The following is a 22306-nucleotide window of genomic DNA, read 5'->3' as shown; positions in this document are numbered from 1 at the left end:
TCAGCTCGACTGCCGAGCCCAGCGGATGACCTCCGCCAGCGTGGCGCGCTTGCCGTACATGAGGATCCCCGTCCGGTAGATGCGGGCAGCGAAGGCGATGGCCAGGTAGCTGAAGATGAGCAGCGCCAGGATCGATAGCGCGATGTCCCACGGCGCGACTTCGACCGCGGTCAAGCGCAGCGGCATCATGATCGGGGCGGTGAACGGGAACCAGGCGAGCACCTTGGCCAGCGTCCCCTCGGGGGCACTGAGGACCGGTTGCAGGAACATGATGCCCCCCACCAGCAGGAGCACGACGGGGAGTTGCGCCTGCTGTGCCTCCTGCTCGGTGCTGGTCATGGCGCCAACCGCGGCAAAGAGCGCGGCGTAGAGGATGTAGCCGAGCAGGAAGTAGAGGACGAGCGTGATCACCATCCCCACCGAGATCGGCGGAATGCCGACGAGGGGCATCGCGCCGACTCCCAGGAGGGCGAGCATCTTCACGCGGTATTTGGCCATCAACAACGCGGCGACGATCCAGATGACCATCTGCGTGAGTCCCACCGCGCCCACGCCCAGCACCTTACCGGCCAGGAGGTGGCTGGGGCGCACGCTGGCCACGATCACTTCCGCGACCCGCGTCTGCTTCTCCTCCATCACGCTGCGCAAGACGTTCTGGCCGTAGAGCAGGATGGTGAAGTAGAGCAGCATCGAGACGGTGATGGCGAACAGGAGCGAGAGGCGTCCCGAGCCGCCGCTCTCGCCGCTTGCCGTGAGGCGATCGGCCTTGAGGTTGAAGCGCTGGCCGCTGATACGCTCGGCGGTGGAGGGCGAGACGCCGGCCGCTTGCATCTGCGTCGTGAGGAGCTGCCGCTGCACCGTGGTGCGCAGCTGGTCCATGTCGGCGATGGCGGTGGCATTCACGCCCACGTAGCGCGCGTTCCCCGAGGCGAGGATGTCCGATGGAAGCACGAGGTAGCCGCGCAGCTCCTTCGCGGTGACTGCGGCGCGCGCACGCGCTTCCGCCTCGGCGAGCGTTGCAGCTGTGGCCTGCTCGACCTGCGTGATGGAGGGGTTGCCGGTGATCCCGCCCCCCAGTTCGAACGCCACGAGCTGGCCAAGGTTTGTCCCGGTCGCATCGAGGATGCGGATGCGTGCCGCGTCAGCGGCGGCCTTGGTGCGTTGCCCCAGGTAGGAGGGGAGGAACATCAGCGATCCGAACAACAGCGGCCCGAAGAGCGTGGCGATCACGAACCACCGCGTGCGTACGCGCTCGAGGTACTCCCGCTTGAGAACGGCCCACAGAACTCGCATGACGCGCCTGGTCGACGGTTAGGACGGACGGTGCAGCACCACCGGGCGTGTAAGCTACATCACGAAAACGTTTCGCGAGAGCGGCCCGGTGCGCTCATGGGCTCAACCACCCGGGTTACCCCGAGTATACAGCGCGACTTGCGGCGCCGATCTTCTCTCGCGTGAGCATCAGCACCGCCGCTCCGCACCACACGGATCGCTGCCACGCCTGGCGACGCTGAGCCGCTCACGACTGCGCGAACGCTACATCCCCCTCCGATCACGCGAGCTTGCACATGTCGACGATCCCCGATTGCCTCGCCACTTTGCCCCGTACCGTGACCGCCACGATGGAACCCATCGACCCCGTCGGCGATGACGACGCCGTCGCGCCGTTCGAGTCGCTGCGCCCTCGCGCGCGTCGCGTCGTGCTCCAGCATCGCCCCACGCTCGCTCCCACCATCGCACCACTGGGCGTGGAACGGCGCATCTCGGTACGCCATGTCGGCGACGAGGCGGTGTGCGTGCGCGGAAAGGTGACGGGACGCGAGTACGTCTTCGCGGTGGGCGAGGTGCGCGACATTCCCCTTTCGGATGCGCGTCATCTCGTGACGGAGGAGAACTTCGCCTTCGTCGGCGGACGGTAGCACTCGCGGGGACGGCCTACTCCATCTCCACCGCCAGGACGCGCGTCCCCAGCGCGCGCAGGACGCCCGCCAGGGCGCCCTCGGTCGTCACCAGTTCGCGCCACACGTCTCGCACGGCGTAGAGCGGGAAGCCTAACGCGCCGTGCACTGCGCCGGCCGCCAGCGGCAAACCACGCCGCGTCGCTTCGGCGATCATCGCGCGCAGCATCGGCGGGGCGAGCGCGTGGGCCTCGATGGGGAGCAGCAGCGCCGCCCCCACCTGCGCATTGGCGAACTGCATCAAACCCAACCGCATGGCACTCAGGTCGTCGCGCTCCGGGCGCGGGAGGCGATAGCCGCGCGCCGGCGCCGCGATGCGCGGCGAGCCATCGTGCACCACGACAATTGGCGACGCGCCGAGCAGGGCAGCGGTGGCGACGAGCGTGTCGAGGTGGTCGTCGGCGCACTGCGCCCGCCCGGGGTCGCGCTCGAGGCCGGTGGCGAGGATGAGCGCGCCGAACGATGGGGGCAAGTCGGGGCGCGACATGCCTAACGCCCCACGAGAAAGGCAATGGCACGCGACAGCGCCGCGCCCGCGATATCGACCTTGTAGCCGTTGTGCGCCAACGCCCGCGCGTCGTACAGCGCACGCATCCCCAGCGTCTCGATGTCGTCGTCGCTCAGCCCGCCGCTCCCCACGTCCTCCTCGATGGAATCGGTCACGCGCCACGGGCGCGGCGCCACCCCGCCCAGCACCAGTCGCACCTCGCCGTCGGTGCGCTTGATGGCGGCGACGGAAACCAGCGCGAACTCGAATGCGCCGCGCTGGATGACCTTGTCGAAGCGCTGCCGGCCGCCACGCGACACCGCCGGGACGGTGACACCAGTGATGATTTCGCCAGCTGCAAGCTCGGTCTCGCGGGACCCGGGGCGCGAAGCGTTGATGTACAGCTCGGCCATGGGGAGGTCGCGCCTCCCCTCGGCGCCAGCCACGTGCACCACCGCCTCCAGTGCGGTGAGGGCAACGGCCGGGTCCGACGGGTGCACGGCGAAGCACGGGCCGCCGCCGAGGATGCTGTGATAGTGGTTCTCCCCCACCTCGGCGCGGCAGCTGTCGCCGCCATTCTTGTGGCAGGAGAAACCGTGGCGGAAGTACCAGCAGCGCGGGCGCTGGCACAGGTTCCCGCCAAGTGTCCCCATGGTCCGGATCTGCTCCGAGCCTACGGCGGCGCAGCTCTCGGCAAGGGAGGGGAAGGCGTCGCGCAGCGCGGCGTCACGCGCGAGGCGGGCCAGTGGGGTCGACGCTCCAATCGTCACCGAGCCGTCGGCGTGCCAGGTGACGGCGCCGGACGCGTCCACGCGGCGCAGGTCGACCAGCACCTCGGGAGCGGCGAGCGACTCGCGCAGTTGCGGGAGGAGATCGGTCCCGCCTCCCATGGGGAGTGCCCCTGGCGACTGCAGTTGGGTCACGGCGTCGTCCAGCGAGGTGGGGCGGCTGTAGTGCAACGCGGCCATGGGTGGTGTGGTCGTGATCGGAGTTTCAGGGCGAAGCCGCGGTCACTAAGTTCCCGTCGACTCATGCCGATGGTGCAGCTGCCCGCCCCCAGCCTCTCCGCCCCCCGGCGCCGGCCCTTCCAGGCCGCGTTAGGCAACGCCCGTCACGCCGCCACCGTTGGCGCGACGGGTGCCCATCGCGCCACGCGCGCGTCCTTCGCTCGCTCCGCGACGTTTGTCGCAACGCTAGCCGTCGCCCTCGTCGCCTGCCAGGCGAGGCCCGCCGACACGCCGGCGGGGAATGATACTGCCAACGCGTCATCGCCGTCGGGCGCACCGTCGGCCGCGGCATCAGCGTTCGGAGCCTCAGGCGCTCCGACGCCCGCCGCCGTGCCAGCGCCGCCGGCAACGAGCGCGCCGCCGAGCGCGCCGCCGAGCACGAGCGCGCCGCCGAGCACGAGCGCGCCACAAGGCGTGCACCTCGCCCCGCTTGCCGATAGCATCGCCCAACGTCTCGTCTTTGCGCCACTGGTGCAAGACTGGTTCGTCGCGGCGGCGCGCAACCAGAAGCTCGTGGTTGACCTGGGGCGCATCGACATCGACCTCAAGAAGGACCCGGCGCGCATCGCCGCCTTCGGGCATGCAGCGCGCGCCACCTCGCCGTTCAAGCAGGGAACGCCACTCACGCTGCACGGGCCGTGGGGGAGCGCTGCGGCAACGATCGACGACTTCGAGCCCTACAACGGGCGCATCGTGGGGACGCTCAAGAGCACGCCACAGGTCGACTCGATCGCGCGCGTGAGCGATGCGCTCGTGGTCGCCGCGCAGCGTTCGGTCGCTCGCCCCCGTGCCGACAGTGCGTCGCTGGGGTCGTCGTCGGCGGCGAGCGCGGGCGATGGTCTCGCGACCCCGTGCGACCGCGCGGTCGACTCGGCGTTCGTGGCACGCCTCAGGGGGATTGCGCGCGAGACCGAGGATTCGCTGCGCGCGTCGACCGACCAGCCGATGTACGAGCGCCTGAAGAAGTCGCTGCGCGCACGGCGCAGCGTGGCGCAGGGGTGTTTCGGCGAGGCGCGCGGCGTGGTGGTCGTGACGCTGTATGCGGGCGACTACGAGTGGGTGCGGGAGCGCGTCCTGCTGGTGGGCGCTGGCGCCGCGCGCAAGGCGACGATCCGCGACCTGCGCTTTCGCGCGCACGAGGTGCTCCACGCGCTCGATGCCGACGGCGATGGGGTCGATGACCTCGCGGCGCGCGCCTGGACGCCGCGCGGCGGGGGGACGGCGATCCTCACCTTCGTGCCGGGCGCGGCGCGCTTCGAGCGGTTGGCGCAGGGGTTCGCCTGGGAGCGGTGATGCACCTGGCGGCGCGTTCGCCGCGGCGCGCGCGGGCAGGTGCCCGGTTGCGACTGTCGGCTCGGCGCCTAACGCATCAACGACCGGAAGCGGAGCAGGACGTAACGTACCTCGTCGTCGGCGATGTATCGGTCCTGGTCGATCCAGTACTCGGTGGGGAAGCCGTAGTGCGGGTCGTATCGTGCGTCGAGCTCCCACGCCGGGCGGTCGATGGCATACTGCAGTCCCGCGAAGAGACCGTCGATGGTGGTGTAGCCGGAATTCGTCGACGTGGGGATCGGCGTCGACGTCCCGTCGATCTCGGCCGACACGACGCGATCGTCCAGCACGGTGACGCGCACGGCAACGCCCCCCAGCAGGCAATAACAGTCGAACCGCGCGACGTACTCGTAATCGGTGATGGACTGTGCCAGCCAGGTCCGGCGCGCCCGCGACAGGTCGCCCTGCTCATCCCAGCGCTCGTCGGTTCCCGTGATGACGGCACAGGCGGTGGCGGACAAGGCGAGCGTGACGATGGCGGCCATCGCGGCACGCCGTGTGAACGACGACGAGACGGGCATGTGGCACCTCCACCGGCGACGAGCCGGCTGGGGAGAGTTTGTCGGTGACCGAATGGCATCGCGGGCCGGGAATGCGCCCACCGTGTGCGAGCGATGGGTGCACATCGCCGCCGCATCTTCGAGCGATCCCCTTGCGTGCGCCTGCATACGAATGAATCGTGCCGTCGTGATTCCCTGCCCAATTCCCAGTAGGCCACGCGTCGACACGCGCCCAACTGTCTCGGCGGTGGGACGTGTCGGTGGCCCGTGGGAGAGACAGGGACGTCGCTGCCCGCTGGGACGACGCGTGTGGAGGTGGATTGTAGCACCGTTGTTCGTGGGTGCGCAGCTCTCGTTCGCCGCATGTACCCCCGCCCTCCGCCCCCTCCCCGGCCCGGCCGATCCCGCGCCAGACCCTTTGGAGCTTCCGCTCCCCGCCAACCCGGCCACCGCCGGCGCCGCCACCGCCGACCTGGCAACGCTCCTGCGCGCCAAGCAGCTCATGGTCCCCGTCGCCGGGATCGTCCCGGAGAAGGTCCCCGACACCTTCACGGCGCGACGCGGCCAACGCATCCACTCGGCGCTCGACATCATGGCAGCGCGCGGAACCCCGGTGCTGAGCGCCGATGCGGGAAAGGTCTTCAAGGTCCGGTCGAACAACCTGGGGGGGCTCACCGTCTACACTCTCGACCCCACGGAGCGCTTCGTCTACTACTACGCCCACCTCGATCGCTACGCCGAGGGGCTGGCCGAGGGGCAGGCGCTGCAACCGGGCGACGTGATCGGCTACGTTGGTACCACCGGGAATGCGCCGCCCAATGCGCCGCATCTCCATTTCCAGGTGCTCGTGTACCGCGGGAACGGTCGCTGGTGGGACGGCGACCCGCTGAACCCGCGCCCTTACCTCGCCCGGGCCGGGCGGATCCGCACACCATCATGAAGGGAAAGGAACGCGCGGAGCTGCGCGCCGAGGCGCATCATCTCGACCCGATGGTCCACATCGGGCACCAGGGGCTGAGCGACACCGCACTGGGCGCGCTGGACGACGCGCTGCGCACCCACGAACTGGTGAAGGTGGCGCTGGCGCGCACGCTGGACGAGTCGCCCAAGGCGCTGGCCTCGCAGATGGCCGAGTCGTTAGGCGCCGACATCATCCAGACGATCGGGCGCAAGGTGACGCTGTACCGGCACAACCCCGACCTCTGGCGAGAGCCACGCAAGCTCCCGCCGTGGAAGGGGTGACGGCGTCGACTTTCCCAGGCCCGCGCCGCCTGACGCGCGGTGGCCTGACGCGCCGCGCGGCCTAACGGATGAGAGCAGGTTGGAGTGCGTCGCACGACGTGCTCCCCTGGTCCGATATCCGTGGTGGGGCGCTGGTCAGTCGCCATTCTCCCTCTGTGGTCAGCGATCCGATGCCGAGCGTGACGCGGCACATCGGTGAGCGCTGGCGAGCGACGATGAAGCCGAGGTCGAAGAGGATCCCGTTGGCTCGCTTGATGGCGTGGTGCGTCCCGACCGTTCGCATGAACCATCCCTCGTTCGTCCAGGCGCGCGAGGCGTCGACGGTCTCGAGTCCCGCACGCAGGATCGCTCGCGCGTTGCGACGCCCGGCGCGATCGCTCCCGTGAATCCGGCCGGAAACGCGGAGCACGCGGTCGCGCTGCGAGGCGTAGAGTACGAGGCGCTGGGTGAGCGGCCGCAGTGCGGGGACAAGCGAGTCGGCGAAGCGCGCCGCGTCGATATCGGGAGCGGCAAAGGCAATGGCGCGCAGCGGCGCGGTGCGCAGCGCACGCTGCAGCGAGTCGTCGCTCGCCAGCCCTTCTCCCACGATCTGTCCGCCGAGCGAGTGGGCGAGCAGGACGGTTCGTGCTGGCGAGAGATCGGCCAGGATCCGGCGGGTGGCGGTGACAAACGATGGGATGCTGGCTGCGGCGGCGGCCGAGTCGTCGTGGTAGGCGCTAGTGAGGAGGGCGCCGCGCCGTGGCGGGCCAATGCCGCTCCCCCGTGACGGCCAGCAGAAGACGATCCATGGCGCGCGCGCGCCGGCGCGGTGGCGCGCGGTGGCGGTGTGCACCCACGCCTCGCGCAGCGACGTCCCGAAGCCGTGCACGTAGAGGACCGCGTAGTCATCCGGGGCGGGGGCGTCGCGCAGACGCTCGGCGATCAACTGGCCAAACGACTCCTCCGTCAGCTGCACCGAGTCGATCACCGCGGAGGGCGGGGAGCCGCCGGGAGGGACGCCCCGCCCGCCGCGGTCGAGCACGACGAAACCGTAGGCGAGTGTTGGCGCCGGTCGTGTCCGTTCGCGCCGGCCGTCCTTCCCGCGCGCCGAGATGTACCAGATGGTGTCGGTCGTTCCGGCGGGTAGCGTCGCTGGCGATGGCGCAGGGTTGCCGGCGCAGCCACTGCCGGCCGACAGCATGAAGGCCGCGCCCAGGGCAGCGCCCAACGCGCCCCGCGACCCGTCGCGACGTGACGCGGCGGGCGTTACCCCTCGCGCAGCGCCGTGAGGATGCGCCATGGCGTGAGCGGGAGTTCGCGCACCTCGATGCCTAACGCGTCGGCCACGGCGTTGGCGATGGCGGGGGCCACGGGGATGATCGGCGGCTCGGCGAGACCGCGCGCCCCCAGGTGGTTGGCGACCGTGTCGCTCCCCTCCACGCAGAAGGCGTCGATCTCCGGGAGGTCGGCGATGGTGGGGATCTTGTAGTCGTGGAACGACGGGTTCACCGGGCGCCCCGAGTGCGGGTCGAGGTGGCGCTCCTCGAAAAGCGCGAAGCCCATCCCCTGCAGGATCCCGCCGTGCAACTGCGACTCGGCGAGCATCGGGTTGATGATGCGCCCGGCGTCGTGCGCGGCCACGATGCGGAGCAGGCGAACGACGCCCGTCTCGATATCGACCTCGACCTCGGCAAAGTGCGCGCCGAACGACATGAGCCCGACATTCTCCGGGTTGGGACCGCGCGAGCCCTGTCCCATGATCATGACGTTGCCGAGCTTGCGCGTGACATCGGCGAAGGCGATGCGGCGTGCGCCGTCGCGGGTGGTGATGGTGGAGTCGCGCGCGGTGAGGTCGTCAGCGTGGCACTCCAGCATCTCGCTCGCCGCCTCGAGGAGCTTCTGCCTCGCTTCCTCGGCGGCGGCGCGGACGGCGGGGCCGACGGAGGCGGTCGTCATCGAACCCCAGGAGTTGCCGGCGTATGGGGTGCGCTCGGTGTCGCCGAGGATGACGCGGACGTCGTCGAGTCGCGCGCCTAACGACTCGGCGGCCACCTGGGCGAGGACGGTGCGCGAGCCGGTGCCGAGGTCCTGCGTGCCGCTGAGGACGTCGACGGAGGCGTCGTTGTTGAGGCGGACGGTGGCGTAGGCGGGAGGGCCGCCGCCGGCCCCCCAGACGCAGGCGGCCATGCCGACGCCGCGGCGGCGGGCGTGGGGAGGCGCGCGGTGGGGGGAGTGCGGGGGGGTGTGGTTCGGCTGGGGGGCCCCCCCCAACAACACATTCGCACCGCCGCGCCCATCCGACGTGACCATTTCCTTCCCCTCCGTACCATTCCCTTCCGCGTCGGCATCTGCATTCTCCGCCGCCCCCCACCCAAAGCGCTTCGCCCCCTCCTCGTAGCACCGCCGCAGCCCGTTCGCCGAGTACGGGCGATCCGCCGACTCGTCGCGCTCGGCGAAGTTCACCAGGCGCAGCGCCAGCGGGTCGAGCCCGAGCTCGCGCGCCAGCACGTCCATCGTTCGCTCGAGCGCGAACGCCCCTTCCACGTGCCCCGGGGCGCGGAACGACATCATCGGCTGCGTGTTCACGTAGGCGAACGTCTCGTGCGTGCGCACGTTGGGGCACGAGTACAGCTCGCGGAAGATCGCCGCCGGCCCCCCTTCCCACCCCGTGGCGCCTAACGCCACCTCCGCCACCACGTCGATGGCCACCAGGCGGCCGTCGCGCCGCGCGCCTAACGTCACCACCTGGCGCGACGGGGCGCGATGCCCGCCGTCCATCTGCTCCTCATCGCGCTCGAACACGCAGCGCACCGCGCGTCCGGTGCGACGGGCCAGGACGGCGGCGGCGAAGGTGTACGTCCCCGAGTTGTTCTTCCCGCCAAAGCCGCCCCCCATGTAGTCCTTGATCACCCGCACGTGCGATTTCGGGAGCGCCAGCTCCTTGGCCAGCTCGTCGCGCACGCGAAACACCCCCTGCGTCGACTCCCACACCGTGAGGCGATCGCCGTCCCACTCGGCGACCGCGGCGTGCGGCTCCAGCGGCGAGTGCAGCTGCGACGGCGTGCGATACTCGCGCCTGACGATGACGTCGGCCGTGGCCAGCGCCGCATCCACGTCGCCGCGCTCGACGACGATGGGAGAACCGCGCATCGTGTTGGCGTTGCCGCCGCGTACGCTGGGGGCGCCCGGTGCCGTCGCATCCTCGAAGGTGATGGCGAAGGGAGCGGCCTCATACGTGACGCGAACCGCCCTGGCCGCGGCGATGGCCTGGTGGCGCGACTCGGCGCACACGGCCGCGACCGGCTGGCCGGGATAGGTGACCGACGCGCCGAGGAACGGGAGCCCGCCGGCGCGGATGGGGCGGGGGAGGTCGGCACCCGTGATGACGTCGGCCACGCCCGACAGCCGCAACGCGGCGGCGGCATCGATCGACGTCACCGTCCCGCGCGCGATCGGCGCGCGCACGAGGGCGGCGTGCAGCATCCCCGGGCGCTGGATGTCGGTGGTGAACGTCGCGCGCCCGGTGACCTTCTCCCGTGCATCGACGCGCGGGACCCGCTGCCCAACGATGGACAGCGATGCGTCCGCGTCCCACGGCGCGGGGTCGTGCGCCGGCAGCTCCACGACCTTGACCTCGCGGCGACCCTCCACCTCGACGACGGTGGAGACAAAGCGACGCCCCTGGCGCTCGTTAGGCCCGCTCATCCGTTTGCCCGCGCGACGGCCTGGATGGCGCGCACGATTCCCGGATAGCTGCCGCAGCGGCACAGGTTCCCCGCCATCGCCTCGCGAATCGCCCCCTCGTCCGGCGAGGCGTCGCGCGCCAGGAGGGCGACCGCCGACATCAGCTGCCCGGCGGTGCAGAAGCCGCACTGCACCGCGTCGTGGACAATGAAGGCCTCCTGCAGTGGGTGCAGTGCCTGCCCCGTCGCGAGCCCCTCGACCGTGGTCACCGACGCTCCCTCGCAGGCGCGGGTGAGCGTGAGGCAGGCGCACACCGGCTCGCCGTTCAGCAGGACGGTGCACGCCCCGCACTCGCCGCGGTCGCACCCCTGCTTGGCTCCGGTGAGGAAGAGACGCTCGCGGAGCGTGGTGAGGAGGCTCTCGAGCGGCTCGGGTGACAGCTCGCGCGAGCGGCCGTTGATGGTGACACGCATGTGTGTCTATCTGGTGTGCCGCGAGGGCGATGTCCAGCGTCTATTATCCACCGAGCGGAGCGCATATACTTGTCACTCCGCAAGTACCTCCGGCCTACCTACCGGCTCAACCACCTGGGATCATGCCGTACGTCATCACCGAAGCCTGCATTGGCACGAAGGACAAGGCCTGCGTGGATGTCTGCCCCGTGGACTGCATCTACGAAGGGGAGCAACAGCTCTTCATCCACCCCGATGAGTGCATCGATTGCGGCGCCTGCGAACCGGAATGCCCGGTGACGGCAATCTTCCCGGAAGAGGACGTCCCGGCCAACCTGCGCCAGTACATCCAGATCAATCGCGACGTCTTCAAGGGCGCCAACCCGCCGGGCCGCCCCACCCGCTGAGCCCCTCCCTCGGCAACACCGGGCGGAACGCCGATCCGTCCCGCCCGGAGCGCCAGCACACCGTGACTCGTCGTTCGCACGGCTGAGATGCTGCGCGCCATCACCCTGGATTACTGGGACACGCTCTACCAGGGCGCCTCCGAGCCCGTCCGCGTCGAGCGGCGGCGTGAGGCGCTCTTCGGGATGGTGCACGAGCTCGGGCACGCCATCGGCCGCGAGGAATTCGACCGCCTCTACCTCGCCTCGTCCGAGGAGGCGATGCGCTGGTGGCGCGACGAGCAGCGCGGCTACCAGACCGCCGAACGGATCCACTGGTTGCTGCAGCAGCTCGGCATCGAGCGTCCCGACGATTGCGCGCACGTAGCAGCCGCCGTGGAGACCGTCGACCGAACGCTCCTCGAACTCCCGCCGCCCTTTCTGGACGGGGCGCGAGAGCTGCTGGAGCGCCTGTCCCGGCGCTATGCCCTCGCCATCATCTCCGACACCGGCTTTGCCAGCGGGCGCGCGCAGGATCTCGTGCTGCGGCAGGACGGGATCCGCGGCTACTTCACGGCGACGGTGTACTCGATGGACGTCGGCCACGCCAAGCCCCGCCCCGAGATCTTCCACACCGCGCTCGGCGCGTTAGGCGTGGAACCGCATGAGGCGCTGCACGTGGGTGACATCGAACGCACCGATGTGGCCGGGGCGCTGGCGGTGGGGATGCGCGCCGTGCGCCTGGACGCCGTCCGCGACAGCGGGGAGACGCGCGCCGAGCGTGTGGCGCGGTCGCTGGGCGAGCTGGGGGACTACCTGCTGGGCTAGTCTGGCGCGTCAGGCAGCGGTAGCAGTGGTGTAGGGCTGGGACTCGGAAGAGCCCCTCTCGACGCAGAGTCCGTGCAGGCGAAGTGCAGCGACGCTTCGCCCTCCCGCCGCGCCCAGCCATCTCGACTTCTCGTCCTCTCGTCCTCTCGTCCTCTCGTCCTCTCGTCCTCTCGTCCTCTCAAGAGAGTGAAAGCCTCGCCAGGAACTCCGTGAGCACATGATTCACCGCGGCCGGCCGCTCGACGTTGGACACGTGACCCGCGCCGGCAATCACCTCGAGGGAGCTGCCACGAATCCCCGCGTGCAGGAGCATGGCCTCGCTGGGCGGGGTGAGGGTGTCGTCCTCGCCGACGACGATGAGCGTGGGGACGTCGATCGTGCCTAACGTTGACGTGGAATCGGGACGGTCGCGCAGGGCCTGGAGCGCGCCGATGACCCCCTCGACGGGCGCGCTTTCCAGCATGCGGTGCACGTCGTCCACGACCTCCGGGCACTTCTCGCGGGTCCGCTTGCCGACCATCCCGGTGATCATCGCGTCGGCGATGGCGGCGCTTCCGCGCTCGCGGGCGGTGGCGATCATCTGGTTGCGGCGCTCGCGGGCTTCGGGGTCATCGGCGCCGGCGCGGGTGTCCATGAGGACGAGTCCGCGCACGCGCGCGCGATGGCGCCGCCAGAACGCCAGGGCGACGTAGCCTCCCATCGATAGCCCGCACAACACCGCCCGTTCTACCTTGAGCGCGTCGAGGAGCGTTGCCACGTCGTCGGCGTACTGCTCCACCGAGTAGGGCGGCTCGACGGTGCTCTCGCCAAAGCCGCGGAGGTCGGGCGCAATGCAACGGGCGCGATCCATGAGCGCCCCCAGCTGCGCCGACCAGAGCCCCCGATGGTGAGGGAAGCCGTGGATGAAGACGATCGCGTCGCCCTCTCCCGCGTCGTCGTAGCCGATCTCGATCCCATCGCCGTACGCAATCATGGGACGGCGTTGGGAATGGGGGTGGAAGTGGTGGTGAGCGCGGAGCGGCGTCGATGGAAAGTGCGCACGAAGTTGGGCCTTGCGTCCGGGGCGCGAGCTTGGAGCGGGATCGAGAGAACGGCGCTTGGTTCGGGGGGGGGAGCGTTAACATGCGTCCCCGCGTCGCCGAGGTCGAGAGTAGTGGCCCGACACGCCGTGCCAGCCTTTCCCCGAACGTTCCCAACGTCGCGTCCGCGCCGGCCGGGCGGCATGGGGGGACGGGCCCGGTGGCCCGTGCTACATTACGAAATCCAACCGATGTCCCGGCCGCGCGCGGCCGAATCCGGTCGGCGAGCGCCTTCGCGGCATCGCCCGGCCCGCCAGATGTGCACGAGACCCAGTGACCGCTTCGCGGAAATCCGATCCGTCGCGCCCGCTTTTCCTCGATTCCCCCGAGGCGGCGGAGCACTTCCTGTCGTCGATCGAGTCGACGCGGGTCGTGGCCATCGACACGGAGGGCGCCTCCTTTCACCGCTACGTCGACCGGATCTACCTGTTGCAGCTGTCGACCGATGCGCACCACGCCATCCTCGACCCGCTCAAGGTCGAGTCGCCGTCGCGACTGGGCACGCTCCTCGAGTCGCGCGACGTGGAGGTCGTTTTCCATGACGCGGACTACGACCTGCGACTCCTGCACCAGGACTACGGCTGGCGCGTCACCAACATCTTCGACACCCGCATTGCCGCGCAGCTGCTGGGCGTCAAGGCGTTCGGCCTCGCCGCGCTCCTGGACCAGTACTTCGGCGTGAAGCTGGACAAGAAGCACCAGCGCGCCGACTGGTCAATGCGCCCGCTGACGGCCGACATGCTCGACTACGCGGCGCAGGACACGATGCACCTGCTGGGGCTGCGGGAGCGGTTGCGCGAGACGCTGGAGCAGAAGGGGCGCTGGGCGTGGGCGCGCGAGGAGTTCTCGCGCCTGGAAGGGACGCAGTGGCCCACCGACGACGAAGGGACGGCCTTCCTCCGCCTCAAGGGGGCGCGCGACCTGTCGCGGCGCGAACTGGCGCTCCTGCGCGAACTCGTGGCCTGGCGGGATGGCGTTGCCAGGTCGCTCGACCGCAGCACCTTCCGCGTGGTGACAAACGAGGTGTTGCTTGATCTCGCGCGCCGCTCGCCGAGGACCATGGAGGAGCTGCGTGGCGTGAAGGGGATTGGGCGCGGGATCCTGGAGAACCGCGGGCACGAGTTGCTGGATGCGTGCGCGCGCGGGCGTGCCGTTCCCGACAGCGAGCTCCCACGCTTTCCCAAGGCGCCACGCTGGGAACGCGATCCGCACTTCGACGATCGCGTGGCGCGCCTCAAGCGGGTGCGCGACGAGGCGGCCGCAGACCTCGAGCTCGACCCCGGTGTCCTCTGCGCCCGCGACCGGCTGGAAGCGGTGGCGCGTGCCAAGCCGCGCCACCTCGACCAGTTGCGCGAGATTCCCGAGCTGCGCTCGTGGCAGGTGGAACTCCTCGGCCCCGCCTTCGTGAAGGCACTGCGCGACGTACTCAACGGCGAGAAGGAGGCGCGGGAGACGGTCGAGAGCGCCCGCGACGCCGACGACGCGTCGTCACCGTACCGGGATGGCTGAGCGAGCGGCACGGCGCGCCCACCTGTCGGCGCTGAGCCTGGCCGCCATCATCGCGTGCGCGACCCTTTCCGCAGCCCTCCCCGCGGCAGCCGGCGCGCAGCAGGGCGCGCAGCCGGGCGACGGGAGTGCCCCCGCGCGCGGGCTCCCCTATGCGTCGTTAGGTAGCGATCCCGCCGCCGACACCATCGCCCCGCCCCTCGCCCGCGAATTTCGCGCGGTGTGGGTGGCCTCGGTCTCCAACATCGACTGGCCGTCGCGCCCTGGACTCCCGGTCGACTCGCAGAAGGTCGAGCTGCTTCGACTGCTCGACGTGGCGCACGCGGTGCACCTCAATGCGATCATCCTGCAGGTGCGGCCGGCGGGGGATGCGCTCTATCAGTCGCGGCTGGAGCCGTGGTCGTACTTCCTTACGGGGCAGCAGGGACGCGCCCCGCGCCCCATGTGGGACCCGCTCGCCTTTGCGGTGACCGAGGCACACCGGCGCGGGATGGAGCTGCACGCCTGGTTCAACCCGTACCGCGCCGGCCACCCCGCGGACACTACGCGCACCAGGTCGCCGTTGCACCTGTCGAGGACCAACCCGGCGGTCGTGCACCGCTACGGCCCGTTCACCTGGATGGACCCCGGCGAGCGCGTGGTGCGGAAGAAGACGGTCGACGTCGTGCTGGACGTGGTACGCCGCTACGACATCGACGGCGTGCACATCGACGATTACTTCTACCCCTATCCCGAGCGGACGCGCCGCGGACGCGAGATCCCGTTCCCCGACGAGAGATCGTGGCGCGCCTACAAGGCGCGCGAGGGGACGCTGTCGCGCGACGACTGGCGCCGCCAGAACGTCGACCAGCTGGTGGAGGAGCTGTACGGCGCCATCAAGCGCACCAAGCCGTGGGTCAAGTTCGGCATTTCGCCGTTTGGGATTTGGCGCCCGGGCTATCCGGAGTCGGTACGCGGCTTCGACGCCTATGACCGCCTCTACGCCGACTCCCGCAAGTGGCTCACGGAAGGGTGGGTCGACTACTGGACGCCACAGCTCTACTGGAAGCTCTCGGCGCCCCAGCAGTCGTATCGCGAGCTGCTGGCCTGGTGGCGTGCGCAGAACCGGCAGGGACGCAGCATCTGGCCGGGGAACTACACGTCGCGGTCCTCCGCCAGGCGCAATCCGCCGTGGCCGGTGGACGAGCTCCTGGATCAGGTGCAGGAGACGCGCGCCCAGCTCTCCCCCAACAGCGGGAACGTCCACTTCAGCATGGACGCCTTCCTCGTCGATCGCGACTCGATGAATGCGCGCCTGGCGACTGGGCTCTACGCGTCGCCGGCGCTCGTCCCGCCCTCCCCGTGGCTCGCCAGCGGCGTCCCCGACGCGCCCGTGGTGGTGCGCGTCCCGCAGCCACGAATGGTGGAACTCGACATCACGCGCCGTGATGCCCCGCTCGTCGAGGCACCGCCGTCAGGTGCACGCCGCCCAGCCGCCGCCCCCGCCCCCCGCGCCCCCGCCGACCGCACCGCCGCCCCCGGCTACTCAACCGTTGCCCACGTGCGCGAGCCGCACTGGTGGGTCGTGCGCGCCCGCTACGCAGACGGTTGGTACGCGCGCATCATCCCCGCCTCCGAGCGCAGCGTCCGCCTCCCCCTCGATGCCGACGACGCGCCGCCCGCCGTCATCGCGGTGACAGCCGTGGATCACGCAGGGCTGGAGTCACTAGCCGCTGTCATTCGTTAGGTCTGCGCCGCAGGGAGGCAGGAACGGGGGAGGAGACCCGTTAGGGTCCATCCTCGTCCCCAGCTTTCGCCGGGGCAGGCTTCTCGTCTTCTCGTCTTCTCGTCCTCCGCCCTTCAAAACCCAAGATAAGCCCGCACGCGCGGCTCGATACGCTCGGGGGTCCATGGCGGACTCCACACGAGGTTGACCGCGACGGAGCCAACCCCCTCGATGGTCTTCAGTTGGCGCTCGGCGTCGCCCATGATCTCGGGGCCGCTCGGGCACCCCGGCGACGTCAGCGACATGTCGATCGAGATGTCGTTCCCGTTCACGGCAATGTCGTATACGAGCCCCAGGTCGAGGATATTCAGGTTGAGCTCGGGGTCCTTCACCTTGCGCAGCGCCAGCCTGACCTGATCGGTGGTCAGCGTCGACTCGGCGCCCGCCGCGGTGCCGTCCGCCCCGCCCACGGAGGGGGCGCTGGCCGTGGTCGCGGAGGCGGGCGGTGTGGGGTGCGCAGAAGAGCGCGTCTGCTCGGGCTGGTCGGCTGTGTCCAAGTCTGCGACGTCCACGGAGGCGGTCTCGTCCATCGGTAATCCTCGCATGCTCCCCAACAAGATCAGCGCGGGGGACTATTCCGATCAAGGTATTCGGGAAGAAACCGGGGAAAAGAAAGAGCCGCCGGTCAGGGCGACTCAGGGGATGGCTAGCGAGGACGACTGCGTTCGCCGTAGCGGCGTCAGCGGCCGCCGCCGCTCGCGGAAGGGCGTTTGGCGGCCGGGCGCGGTCGCTGCGAGCTGGCCGCGCGCGACTTGGCGGTAGCGCTGCGCGACGAACGTACCGTCGCTGCGGGGCGCGCCTTGGGCTTGGACGACTTCGATGACTTGGCCGTCGTGCGCGCCTTGGCACGCGCGCTGGTGCTCTTGGACTTGGCCGTCGCACTGCGGGCAGTGCGCGCCTTGCTGGCCTTGGCCGCCTTCGTCGAGCGCGCGGACCTGGCTTTCGCGCCGCGGCGGGACGATCGCGAGCGACGAACCACCTTGTTCCACCCGTCGGCGCGATCGGCGCGGAACGAGGTAGGCATGTTCAGGATCTGCTCGGTATCCTCGACTGAGAGGGCGGCGGCGTCGGCCAGGTCGGCGCGGACATCGGCGATGACCTTGGCAGGGCGGCGCGCGCGCGCGGCGTGGACGCGGTTGGTCAGGAGGACGACGAACATCTGCCGGTCGGGATCGATCCAGATGGAGGTTCCCGTGTAGCCGGTATGGCCGTACGCCGCCGAGGTGAGGTACTCGCCCGACCCGCCCTGTCCGTCTGCCGTGTCCCACCCCAGGGCGCGCGTCCCCGCCGTGCGCCGCGTGAACAGCGCGACCGTGCTGTCCGAGAAGATGCGAACGTCGTCGTAGATGCCGCCGTTGAGCATCATCTGGGCGAAAATGGCGAGGTCGGCCGCCGTGGAGAAAAGACCGGCATGCCCTGCCACGCCGCCGAGCGCGAAGGCGTTCTCATCGTGGACTTCGCCCTTGAGGGGATAGCCGCGCGGCGGGGCGACCTCGGTGGGGGCGATGCGATAGCGAACGGAGTCGGGCGGGTTGTAGAACGTGTCGTTCATCCCCAGCGGCTTGAAGACGCGCTCGGCGAGGAACTTGTCGAGGCGCAGCCCGGCGACCGATTCGGCGACCCAGCCGAGCAAGTCGGCTCCGAGGTCTGAGTACTCGTAGCAGGCGCCCGGCTGGCAATACAGTGGCGTGTTGATGACGATCTGCTTCGCCTCTGCGGGCGAGGAGGTCATCCGCCACAGCTCGCGCCCGGCGGGGAGGCCCGAGCGGTGGGTGAGGAGGTGCCGGACCGTCACCAGGTCCTTTGTCCCGCCGGAGAACTCGGGGATGTAGCGCGAGACGGGGGCGTCGAGCTCGACACGCCCCTCGTCGACGAGGATCATGATCGCCGTCGTGGTCCCGACGACCTTGGAGAGCGAGGCGAGGTCGTAGATGGTGCGATCGGCGTTCACGTCGGGCGACCCGGAGGTCCAACCGAGGTGCCCGAAGCCTTTCTGCATGACGGCGGCGCCACGGCGGCCGATCACGACGGAGGCGCCGGGGTATCCACCTGCCGTGATCCCGCGGCGAACGACGCGGTCGATGGTCGCCAGGCGTTCCGGGGACATGCCCACGGCACGCGGCGAGCGCACGGGGAGCTTCTCCGTGACGGCGGCGAGTACGAGGGCGAGGGCCAGATGGGCGACCAATGGACTTCTCCTGCAACAAAGGGCTATCGCACCGACGAGCTGGGATCGCGATAGGTATCGGACCGCAAAGGCTACACCAACAGCCCTGGGCGGTCTATATCGACAATAAGAAAATGCCTAGGTTGTTGCAAGGTAGAGAGATGCCTTTCTCTACCTCACGTACGTTCTCGTTCGGGTGCAGGCAGGACTGTCGGGCGGGCTGGACGACAACGCGCAAAGTGCGTCCTTCGCTGGGGACGAAAACCCCCGATTGGGCGGGTGACAATGGCGTTCGAGAGGGCGGCGAACCGTCGTCGAAGGGGTTGCAGGGGTAAACCCACGCAGCGGTGGGACGTGACGAAAGAGGTAGAGTACCCGGGACTTCATGGCTACGGACAATTCCCTCATTCAGCGCGCCATCGACGGAGATGAGCGGGCCATGCGACGGCTCTGGTCGCAACATGCCCCGCACATCGACGCGGTTGTCCGTCGCCTGGTGGGAAATGCCGACGATGCCGTGGACATCGCGCAGGAGGTCTGGATCCAGATCTTCCGGGCACTTCCCACGTACCGCGGTGACTCGCAGTTCGGCACGTGGGCGCATCGCATTGCGGTGAACCGGACGTTGAATGCGCTTCGACGCACGCGGCGGCTGGCGAAGATCGAGACCGACATCGACGAGGAGACGGCGTCGGTGGAGCACGGGAGCGATCGCGCGCTGTTGGCGCAGACGATCGAGGACGCGGCGTCGCGCCTCTCGCCAGGCGCGCGCACCGTTTTCCTGATGCACGACGTGGAAGGCTACACGCACGAGGAGATAGCCGCCGAGTTGGGGATCACCCCCGGCGGGAGCAAGTCGCAACTGTTCAAGGCGCGCGCACGGCTGCGCAAGATGCTGTCGCACGTCATCGACGAATTCAGGGCTGACACGGACCGGGAACATGCTGCACCTGCCTATTGAACGGCTGGCCGAACTGGTCGACGGGGGCGCGATGCCCGCGGAGCGCGAGCACCTGGGTGCCTGCGTGAGCTGCACGCGCGAGTTGGAGGCGTACCGTCGCCTCGTGGTGATGGCGGGCGACGAGCGACGTCGCATCGCGCCGCCGCTCACGGCATGGGATACGTTAGGCGAGCAACTGCGCGCCGAAGGGTTGCTGCAGGGGGGCGCCACGCCGGCGAGACGCGCCACGGCGCACGGCGGGCGCCGCGTGGGTGCCTTGGCCGACGTCGCGCGCCGCGTGGCAGCCGTGCTGGTGCTGGTGGCCGGGGGCGCCGTACTGGGGCGCATGAGCACGGGGATGCAAGTGGTGGAGGCGGTGGCGCTGCGAGGCGGCGCCGGTGCGCTGGGCGATTCGTCGGCGCGTGGGGCGGTGCCCGCCGGCTCCGCACCGTCAAACGTCATCCCGGCGTCGAATGCGGGGAACGACTTCGGCACGTCGCAGGACGCGCTCGCGGCGCTGGACCAGGCGCAACGCCAGTACGAGCAGGCGGCGGCGTGGTTGGCGACGCACGACACGTCGTCGTCGGAAGCGGCGCCGGAGCAGTATCGCACGCGCCTGGCCGCGCTCGACCGCACCGCGCAGACCATGCAACAGGCCATGCGCGACGCGCCATCCGATCCCTACATCAACCAGTACTACCTCGCGACGTTGAGCGCCCGCGAGCAGACGCTGCGCCGCCTGGGGACGACGCTCCCGGTGGGCAACAAGCTCGGGAGCTTCTGATGGCGAAGCCGCTCGTCTGCAATCGTTGGACCTTCCACGGCGTCGTGGCGCGCTGGCGCCCGCTGGCGCCAGCGTTGTGGCTGGCGGCAGTCGCGCTGCTGGCGGCCACGCCGCTGGTGGTGGAGGGGCAGCAGCGCCGCGTGACGGTGCGCGGCGACGCGCGCGGTACCACGCGTGACGTGGCGCGCGAGGAATCGCCGTTCGAGCAGGAAGTCGACCACCTGGTGCAGGAGTTGCTCGAGCGCAAGCGCCTGTCGATGGCGCTCCTCGACAACCTGCAGGAGTTGCAGCTGGCGCTGCGATCGCCCAACCTCACGGAGCAGGCGCGCTCGCAGGGGCAGGTGTCGCTGCGCAGGATGCGCACGCAGCTGGCCGCGCTGGAGAACGACGGGACGCGTATCCAGCGCCGCCTGAGCGACATCTGCGCCGCCGCCAAGCCGGAAGGGTGGGTGGGGGTCATCTACTCCGCCGATGCGAGCGCCTTCCGCGACGACGAGGGAGGCCTCGTGATACGGTTCGTCGACTATCCGGAAATCGAGTCGGTCGATCCGGGATCGCCGGCCGAGAAGGCGGGGATTCGCGGCGGCGACCGCATCCTGGCGATGTCGGGGCGCGACCTGCGCGACGCGGAGATCGACTTCACCCCACTCCTCAAGGTCGGGACCCGCATCCCATTCAAGCTGCGTCGCGGGATGGAGACCAAGGTGCTGACGGTGACGGTGGAGCCACATCCGGGCGAGTTCGCCTCGCCGTGCCCGTGGATCGACGAGCGCATTGCGGCGGCGTTCGCCCCGATGCAGCAGCTGACGTTCACCATCACGTCGGATGAATCGGCGGTGCCCGGGTCAGGCCCGCCGCGCATCGTGGTGCAGCGCCGCTCGCTCCCCGCGGGCGCAACGGAGAGCCCGGCCACGCCGTCGCTGCCGACACCGGTCGCCGCCACGGCTCCCGGCGCCATCGCGGCTCCCGGGCCGCTGCCACCGGTCGCCGGCGCGACGAGTGCATCGACGGTGGTCTTTGCCGGTGCACAGTTCGTGGCCGTGGGGGCGGAACTCGCCGCCGCGTTAGGCGTGGTGCGCGGGCTCCTGGTGGTGGCGACGGGGCGTGGCTCGCCCGCCGAACGGTCTGGGCTGCGCGTGGGAGACGTCCTGCTCAGCGTCGACGGGGAGGCGCTGGCGTCGCCCCTCACCTTCCTCCAGGCGGTGGAGGAGTCGCGCGATCGCGAGCTCAGGTTGCAGCTGGTGCGTCGCCGCAAGCCGGTCACGGCGACGCTCAAGTGGTAGGGCGCTGAGCGTCACCACAGGGATCAGGACGACGCGGGCCGCTCGCACCATGTCGAGCGGCCCGCGTTCGCGTCCCGGTGCGTTGCGCCGGCCGGCCTAACGATCCTCGCCCTGGCGCGCGCGAACGGGCCCCGGGGGGAGCATGTACAGCAGTTGCGCCGTGGCGCGGTCGGCGGGGGAGAGCGCCTTCACGCGCACGCGCGGCGTCATGATAGACGTCGTGTCGGTAGTGTGATCGAGGCCGATGAGGTGCCCCACCTCGTGCAGCGCGATGGCGCGCGTGGCCGCGGTGTCGAGGACCTCGCCGGTGCGATGGTGCACGGCAAGGACGATGTTGGCCTCGAGAATCGTCCATCGATCGTCGTGCGACCAGAGCGTCTTGCCGGAGATCGCTTCGTTGAAGCGATCGATCCACGTGACGTGCACGTCGGCGGACGCCGAGTCGAGCACGAAGGAGAAGTTGAGCGGGACGCCGGCCTCTCCCCATTCGATGAAGGCATCGCGAACGAGCGGAATCGCAGTCGGCGTCCAGTCGCGCACCCGGGCGATGGGCTGGATCCAGATGCGCAGCGGCTGCCCCGCGCGATCGGGCCAACGGGCAAGCGCGGAGTCGTGCGCGGCGAGCACCTCGCCGATGTACGTACCCGCGCCGGAGAGTTCGAGGCGCGCGCGCACGTCGATGAGCGAGCGATCGTTGGAGACGGACGCGGCGTCTCCTCCCTTCTTCACTCGGCGGTTAGGTCGGGGCGACTCGTCCTCGACCGGGATGATCGACGCGTTGGCGCCGGCGGAACCGACGACGTGACGCGCCCCCACCTGGCCGCGCATGGCGTACGCCTCCACGCCGACAAAGCCGGCAAGGCAGGTAAGGGTGATGGCGAAGACGAGATCCAGACGCTTCATGATGACCGGCAAGTGCTGCTTGTGCGG

The 22306-nt window shown here is 70.0% G+C and carries 22 protein-coding genes; 11 read left to right on the top strand and 11 right to left on the bottom strand.

What is annotated here, in order from left to right; genetic code table 11:
• Positions 1-1293 (bottom strand): ABC transporter permease, encoded by a 1293-nt coding sequence (locus IT359_18745; protein ID MCC6931037.1) that lies wholly within the window; start codon positions 1291-1293, stop codon positions 1-3.
• A 275-nt stretch (positions 1294-1568) separates the two neighbouring features.
• Here IT359_18745 and IT359_18740 point away from each other — a divergent pair, with 275 nt between their 5' ends.
• Positions 1569-1919, top strand: a complete 351-nt coding sequence (locus IT359_18740) for a hypothetical protein (protein ID MCC6931036.1) — start codon at positions 1569-1571, stop codon at positions 1917-1919.
• 16 nt (positions 1920-1935) lie between these two features.
• Here IT359_18740 and IT359_18735 read toward each other — a convergent pair whose 3' ends face one another.
• Together IT359_18735 and IT359_18730 are read right to left on the bottom strand one after the other, a co-directional pair.
• Positions 1936-2445 carry a hypothetical protein gene (locus tag IT359_18735; GenBank protein ID MCC6931035.1) on the bottom strand — a complete coding sequence of 170 codons (510 nt, stop codon included), beginning with the start codon at positions 2443-2445 and terminating at the stop codon, positions 1936-1938.
• Positions 2446-2447: 2 nt separating this feature from the next.
• Positions 2448-3413: a xanthine dehydrogenase family protein subunit M gene (locus IT359_18730; GenBank protein MCC6931034.1), complete on the bottom strand. Its 966-nt coding sequence runs from the start codon at positions 3411-3413 to the stop codon at positions 2448-2450.
• A 453-nt stretch (positions 3414-3866) separates the two neighbouring features.
• Between IT359_18730 and IT359_18725 the strand changes: the two genes are divergently transcribed.
• The gene (locus tag IT359_18725) at positions 3867-4745 is read left to right on the top strand and encodes a hypothetical protein (protein MCC6931033.1); all 879 of its coding nucleotides are present in this window, start codon (positions 3867-3869) and stop codon (positions 4743-4745) included.
• A gap of 68 nt (positions 4746-4813) precedes the next feature.
• On the opposite strand, the gene IT359_18720 is transcribed toward IT359_18725, so the two are convergent.
• Positions 4814-5305 (bottom strand): hypothetical protein, encoded by a 492-nt coding sequence (locus tag IT359_18720; GenBank protein MCC6931032.1) that lies wholly within the window; start codon positions 5303-5305, stop codon positions 4814-4816.
• A gap of 397 nt (positions 5306-5702) precedes the next feature.
• Between IT359_18720 and IT359_18715 the strand changes: the two genes are divergently transcribed.
• Positions 5703-6224 carry a M23 family metallopeptidase gene (locus tag IT359_18715; protein MCC6931031.1) on the top strand — a complete coding sequence of 174 codons (522 nt, stop codon included), beginning with the start codon at positions 5703-5705 and terminating at the stop codon, positions 6222-6224.
• A complete protein-coding gene (locus tag IT359_18710) occupies positions 6221-6526 on the top strand; it encodes a YhbY family RNA-binding protein (protein ID MCC6931030.1) in 306 nt (101 codons plus the stop codon). Before IT359_18715 ends, IT359_18710 begins: the two co-directional genes overlap by 4 nt.
• Before the next feature lie 61 nt (positions 6527-6587).
• Here IT359_18710 and IT359_18705 read toward each other — a convergent pair whose 3' ends face one another.
• From IT359_18705 to IT359_18695, 3 genes are all read right to left on the bottom strand, one after another.
• Complete coding sequence (locus IT359_18705; GenBank protein ID MCC6931029.1) at positions 6588-7706, bottom strand: alpha/beta hydrolase; 1119 nt, start codon at positions 7704-7706, stop codon at positions 6588-6590.
• 65 nt (positions 7707-7771) lie between these two features.
• A complete protein-coding gene (locus IT359_18700; GenBank protein ID MCC6931028.1) occupies positions 7772-10210 on the bottom strand; it encodes a xanthine dehydrogenase family protein molybdopterin-binding subunit in 2439 nt (812 codons plus the stop codon).
• Positions 10207-10662, bottom strand: coding sequence for a (2Fe-2S)-binding protein (locus IT359_18695; GenBank protein MCC6931027.1), 456 nt, complete (start codon positions 10660-10662; stop codon positions 10207-10209). Before IT359_18695 ends, IT359_18700 begins: the two co-directional genes overlap by 4 nt.
• Positions 10663-10784: 122 nt before the next feature.
• Between IT359_18695 and IT359_18690 the strand changes: the two genes are divergently transcribed.
• Entirely contained in the window at positions 10785-11048 is a 264-nt protein-coding gene (locus IT359_18690; protein MCC6931026.1) for a ferredoxin family protein, read from the top strand.
• Positions 11049-11135: 87 nt separating this feature from the next.
• Positions 11136-11852 (top strand): HAD family hydrolase, encoded by a 717-nt coding sequence (locus IT359_18685; protein MCC6931025.1) that lies wholly within the window; start codon positions 11136-11138, stop codon positions 11850-11852.
• Positions 11853-12030: 178 nt separating this feature from the next.
• Here IT359_18685 and IT359_18680 read toward each other — a convergent pair whose 3' ends face one another.
• Positions 12031-12825, bottom strand: coding sequence for an alpha/beta fold hydrolase (locus IT359_18680; GenBank protein MCC6931024.1), 795 nt, complete (start codon positions 12823-12825; stop codon positions 12031-12033).
• A gap of 379 nt (positions 12826-13204) precedes the next feature.
• On the opposite strand from IT359_18680, the gene IT359_18675 reads away from it, so the two are divergent.
• Positions 13205-14440: a ribonuclease D gene (locus tag IT359_18675; GenBank protein ID MCC6931023.1), complete on the top strand. Its 1236-nt coding sequence runs from the start codon at positions 13205-13207 to the stop codon at positions 14438-14440.
• Positions 14433-16163 (top strand): family 10 glycosylhydrolase, encoded by a 1731-nt coding sequence (locus IT359_18670; protein ID MCC6931022.1) that lies wholly within the window; start codon positions 14433-14435, stop codon positions 16161-16163. Before IT359_18675 ends, IT359_18670 begins: the two co-directional genes overlap by 8 nt.
• A 113-nt stretch (positions 16164-16276) precedes the next feature.
• Here the strand turns inward: IT359_18670 and IT359_18665 are convergent, their stop codons facing one another.
• Together IT359_18665 and IT359_18660 are read right to left on the bottom strand one after the other, a co-directional pair.
• Positions 16277-16732, bottom strand: coding sequence for a metal-sulfur cluster assembly factor (locus IT359_18665; protein MCC6931021.1), 456 nt, complete (start codon positions 16730-16732; stop codon positions 16277-16279).
• Between the two features lie 149 nt (positions 16733-16881).
• Positions 16882-18390, bottom strand: a complete 1509-nt coding sequence (locus IT359_18660; protein ID MCC6931020.1) for a serine hydrolase — start codon at positions 18388-18390, stop codon at positions 16882-16884.
• Between the two features lie 364 nt (positions 18391-18754).
• Between IT359_18660 and IT359_18655 the strand changes: the two genes are divergently transcribed.
• Genes IT359_18655 through IT359_18645 form a run of 3 tightly spaced genes read left to right on the top strand, consistent with a single transcriptional unit; the run spans position 18755 to position 21376 of the window.
• Positions 18755-19330: a sigma-70 family RNA polymerase sigma factor gene (locus IT359_18655; protein ID MCC6931019.1), complete on the top strand. Its 576-nt coding sequence runs from the start codon at positions 18755-18757 to the stop codon at positions 19328-19330.
• Positions 19311-20093, top strand: a complete 783-nt coding sequence (locus IT359_18650; GenBank protein ID MCC6931018.1) for a hypothetical protein — start codon at positions 19311-19313, stop codon at positions 20091-20093. Before IT359_18655 ends, IT359_18650 begins: the two co-directional genes overlap by 20 nt.
• Positions 20093-21376: a PDZ domain-containing protein gene (locus tag IT359_18645; protein MCC6931017.1), complete on the top strand. Its 1284-nt coding sequence runs from the start codon at positions 20093-20095 to the stop codon at positions 21374-21376. The genes IT359_18650 and IT359_18645 overlap by 1 nt, the downstream gene beginning before the upstream one ends.
• Before the next feature lie 96 nt (positions 21377-21472).
• Here IT359_18645 and IT359_18640 read toward each other — a convergent pair whose 3' ends face one another.
• Positions 21473-22279, bottom strand: a complete 807-nt coding sequence (locus tag IT359_18640; protein MCC6931016.1) for a matrixin family metalloprotease — start codon at positions 22277-22279, stop codon at positions 21473-21475.
• Positions 22280-22306: the final 27 nt, after the last annotated feature.

Source organism: Gemmatimonadaceae bacterium (genome assembly GCA_020852815.1).
In the GTDB taxonomy this organism is placed as follows: Bacteria; Gemmatimonadota; Gemmatimonadetes; order Gemmatimonadales; family Gemmatimonadaceae; genus SCN-70-22.
The sequence above is the reverse complement of the archived record's forward strand: the minus strand, read 5'-3'. Positions and strand labels throughout refer to the sequence as shown.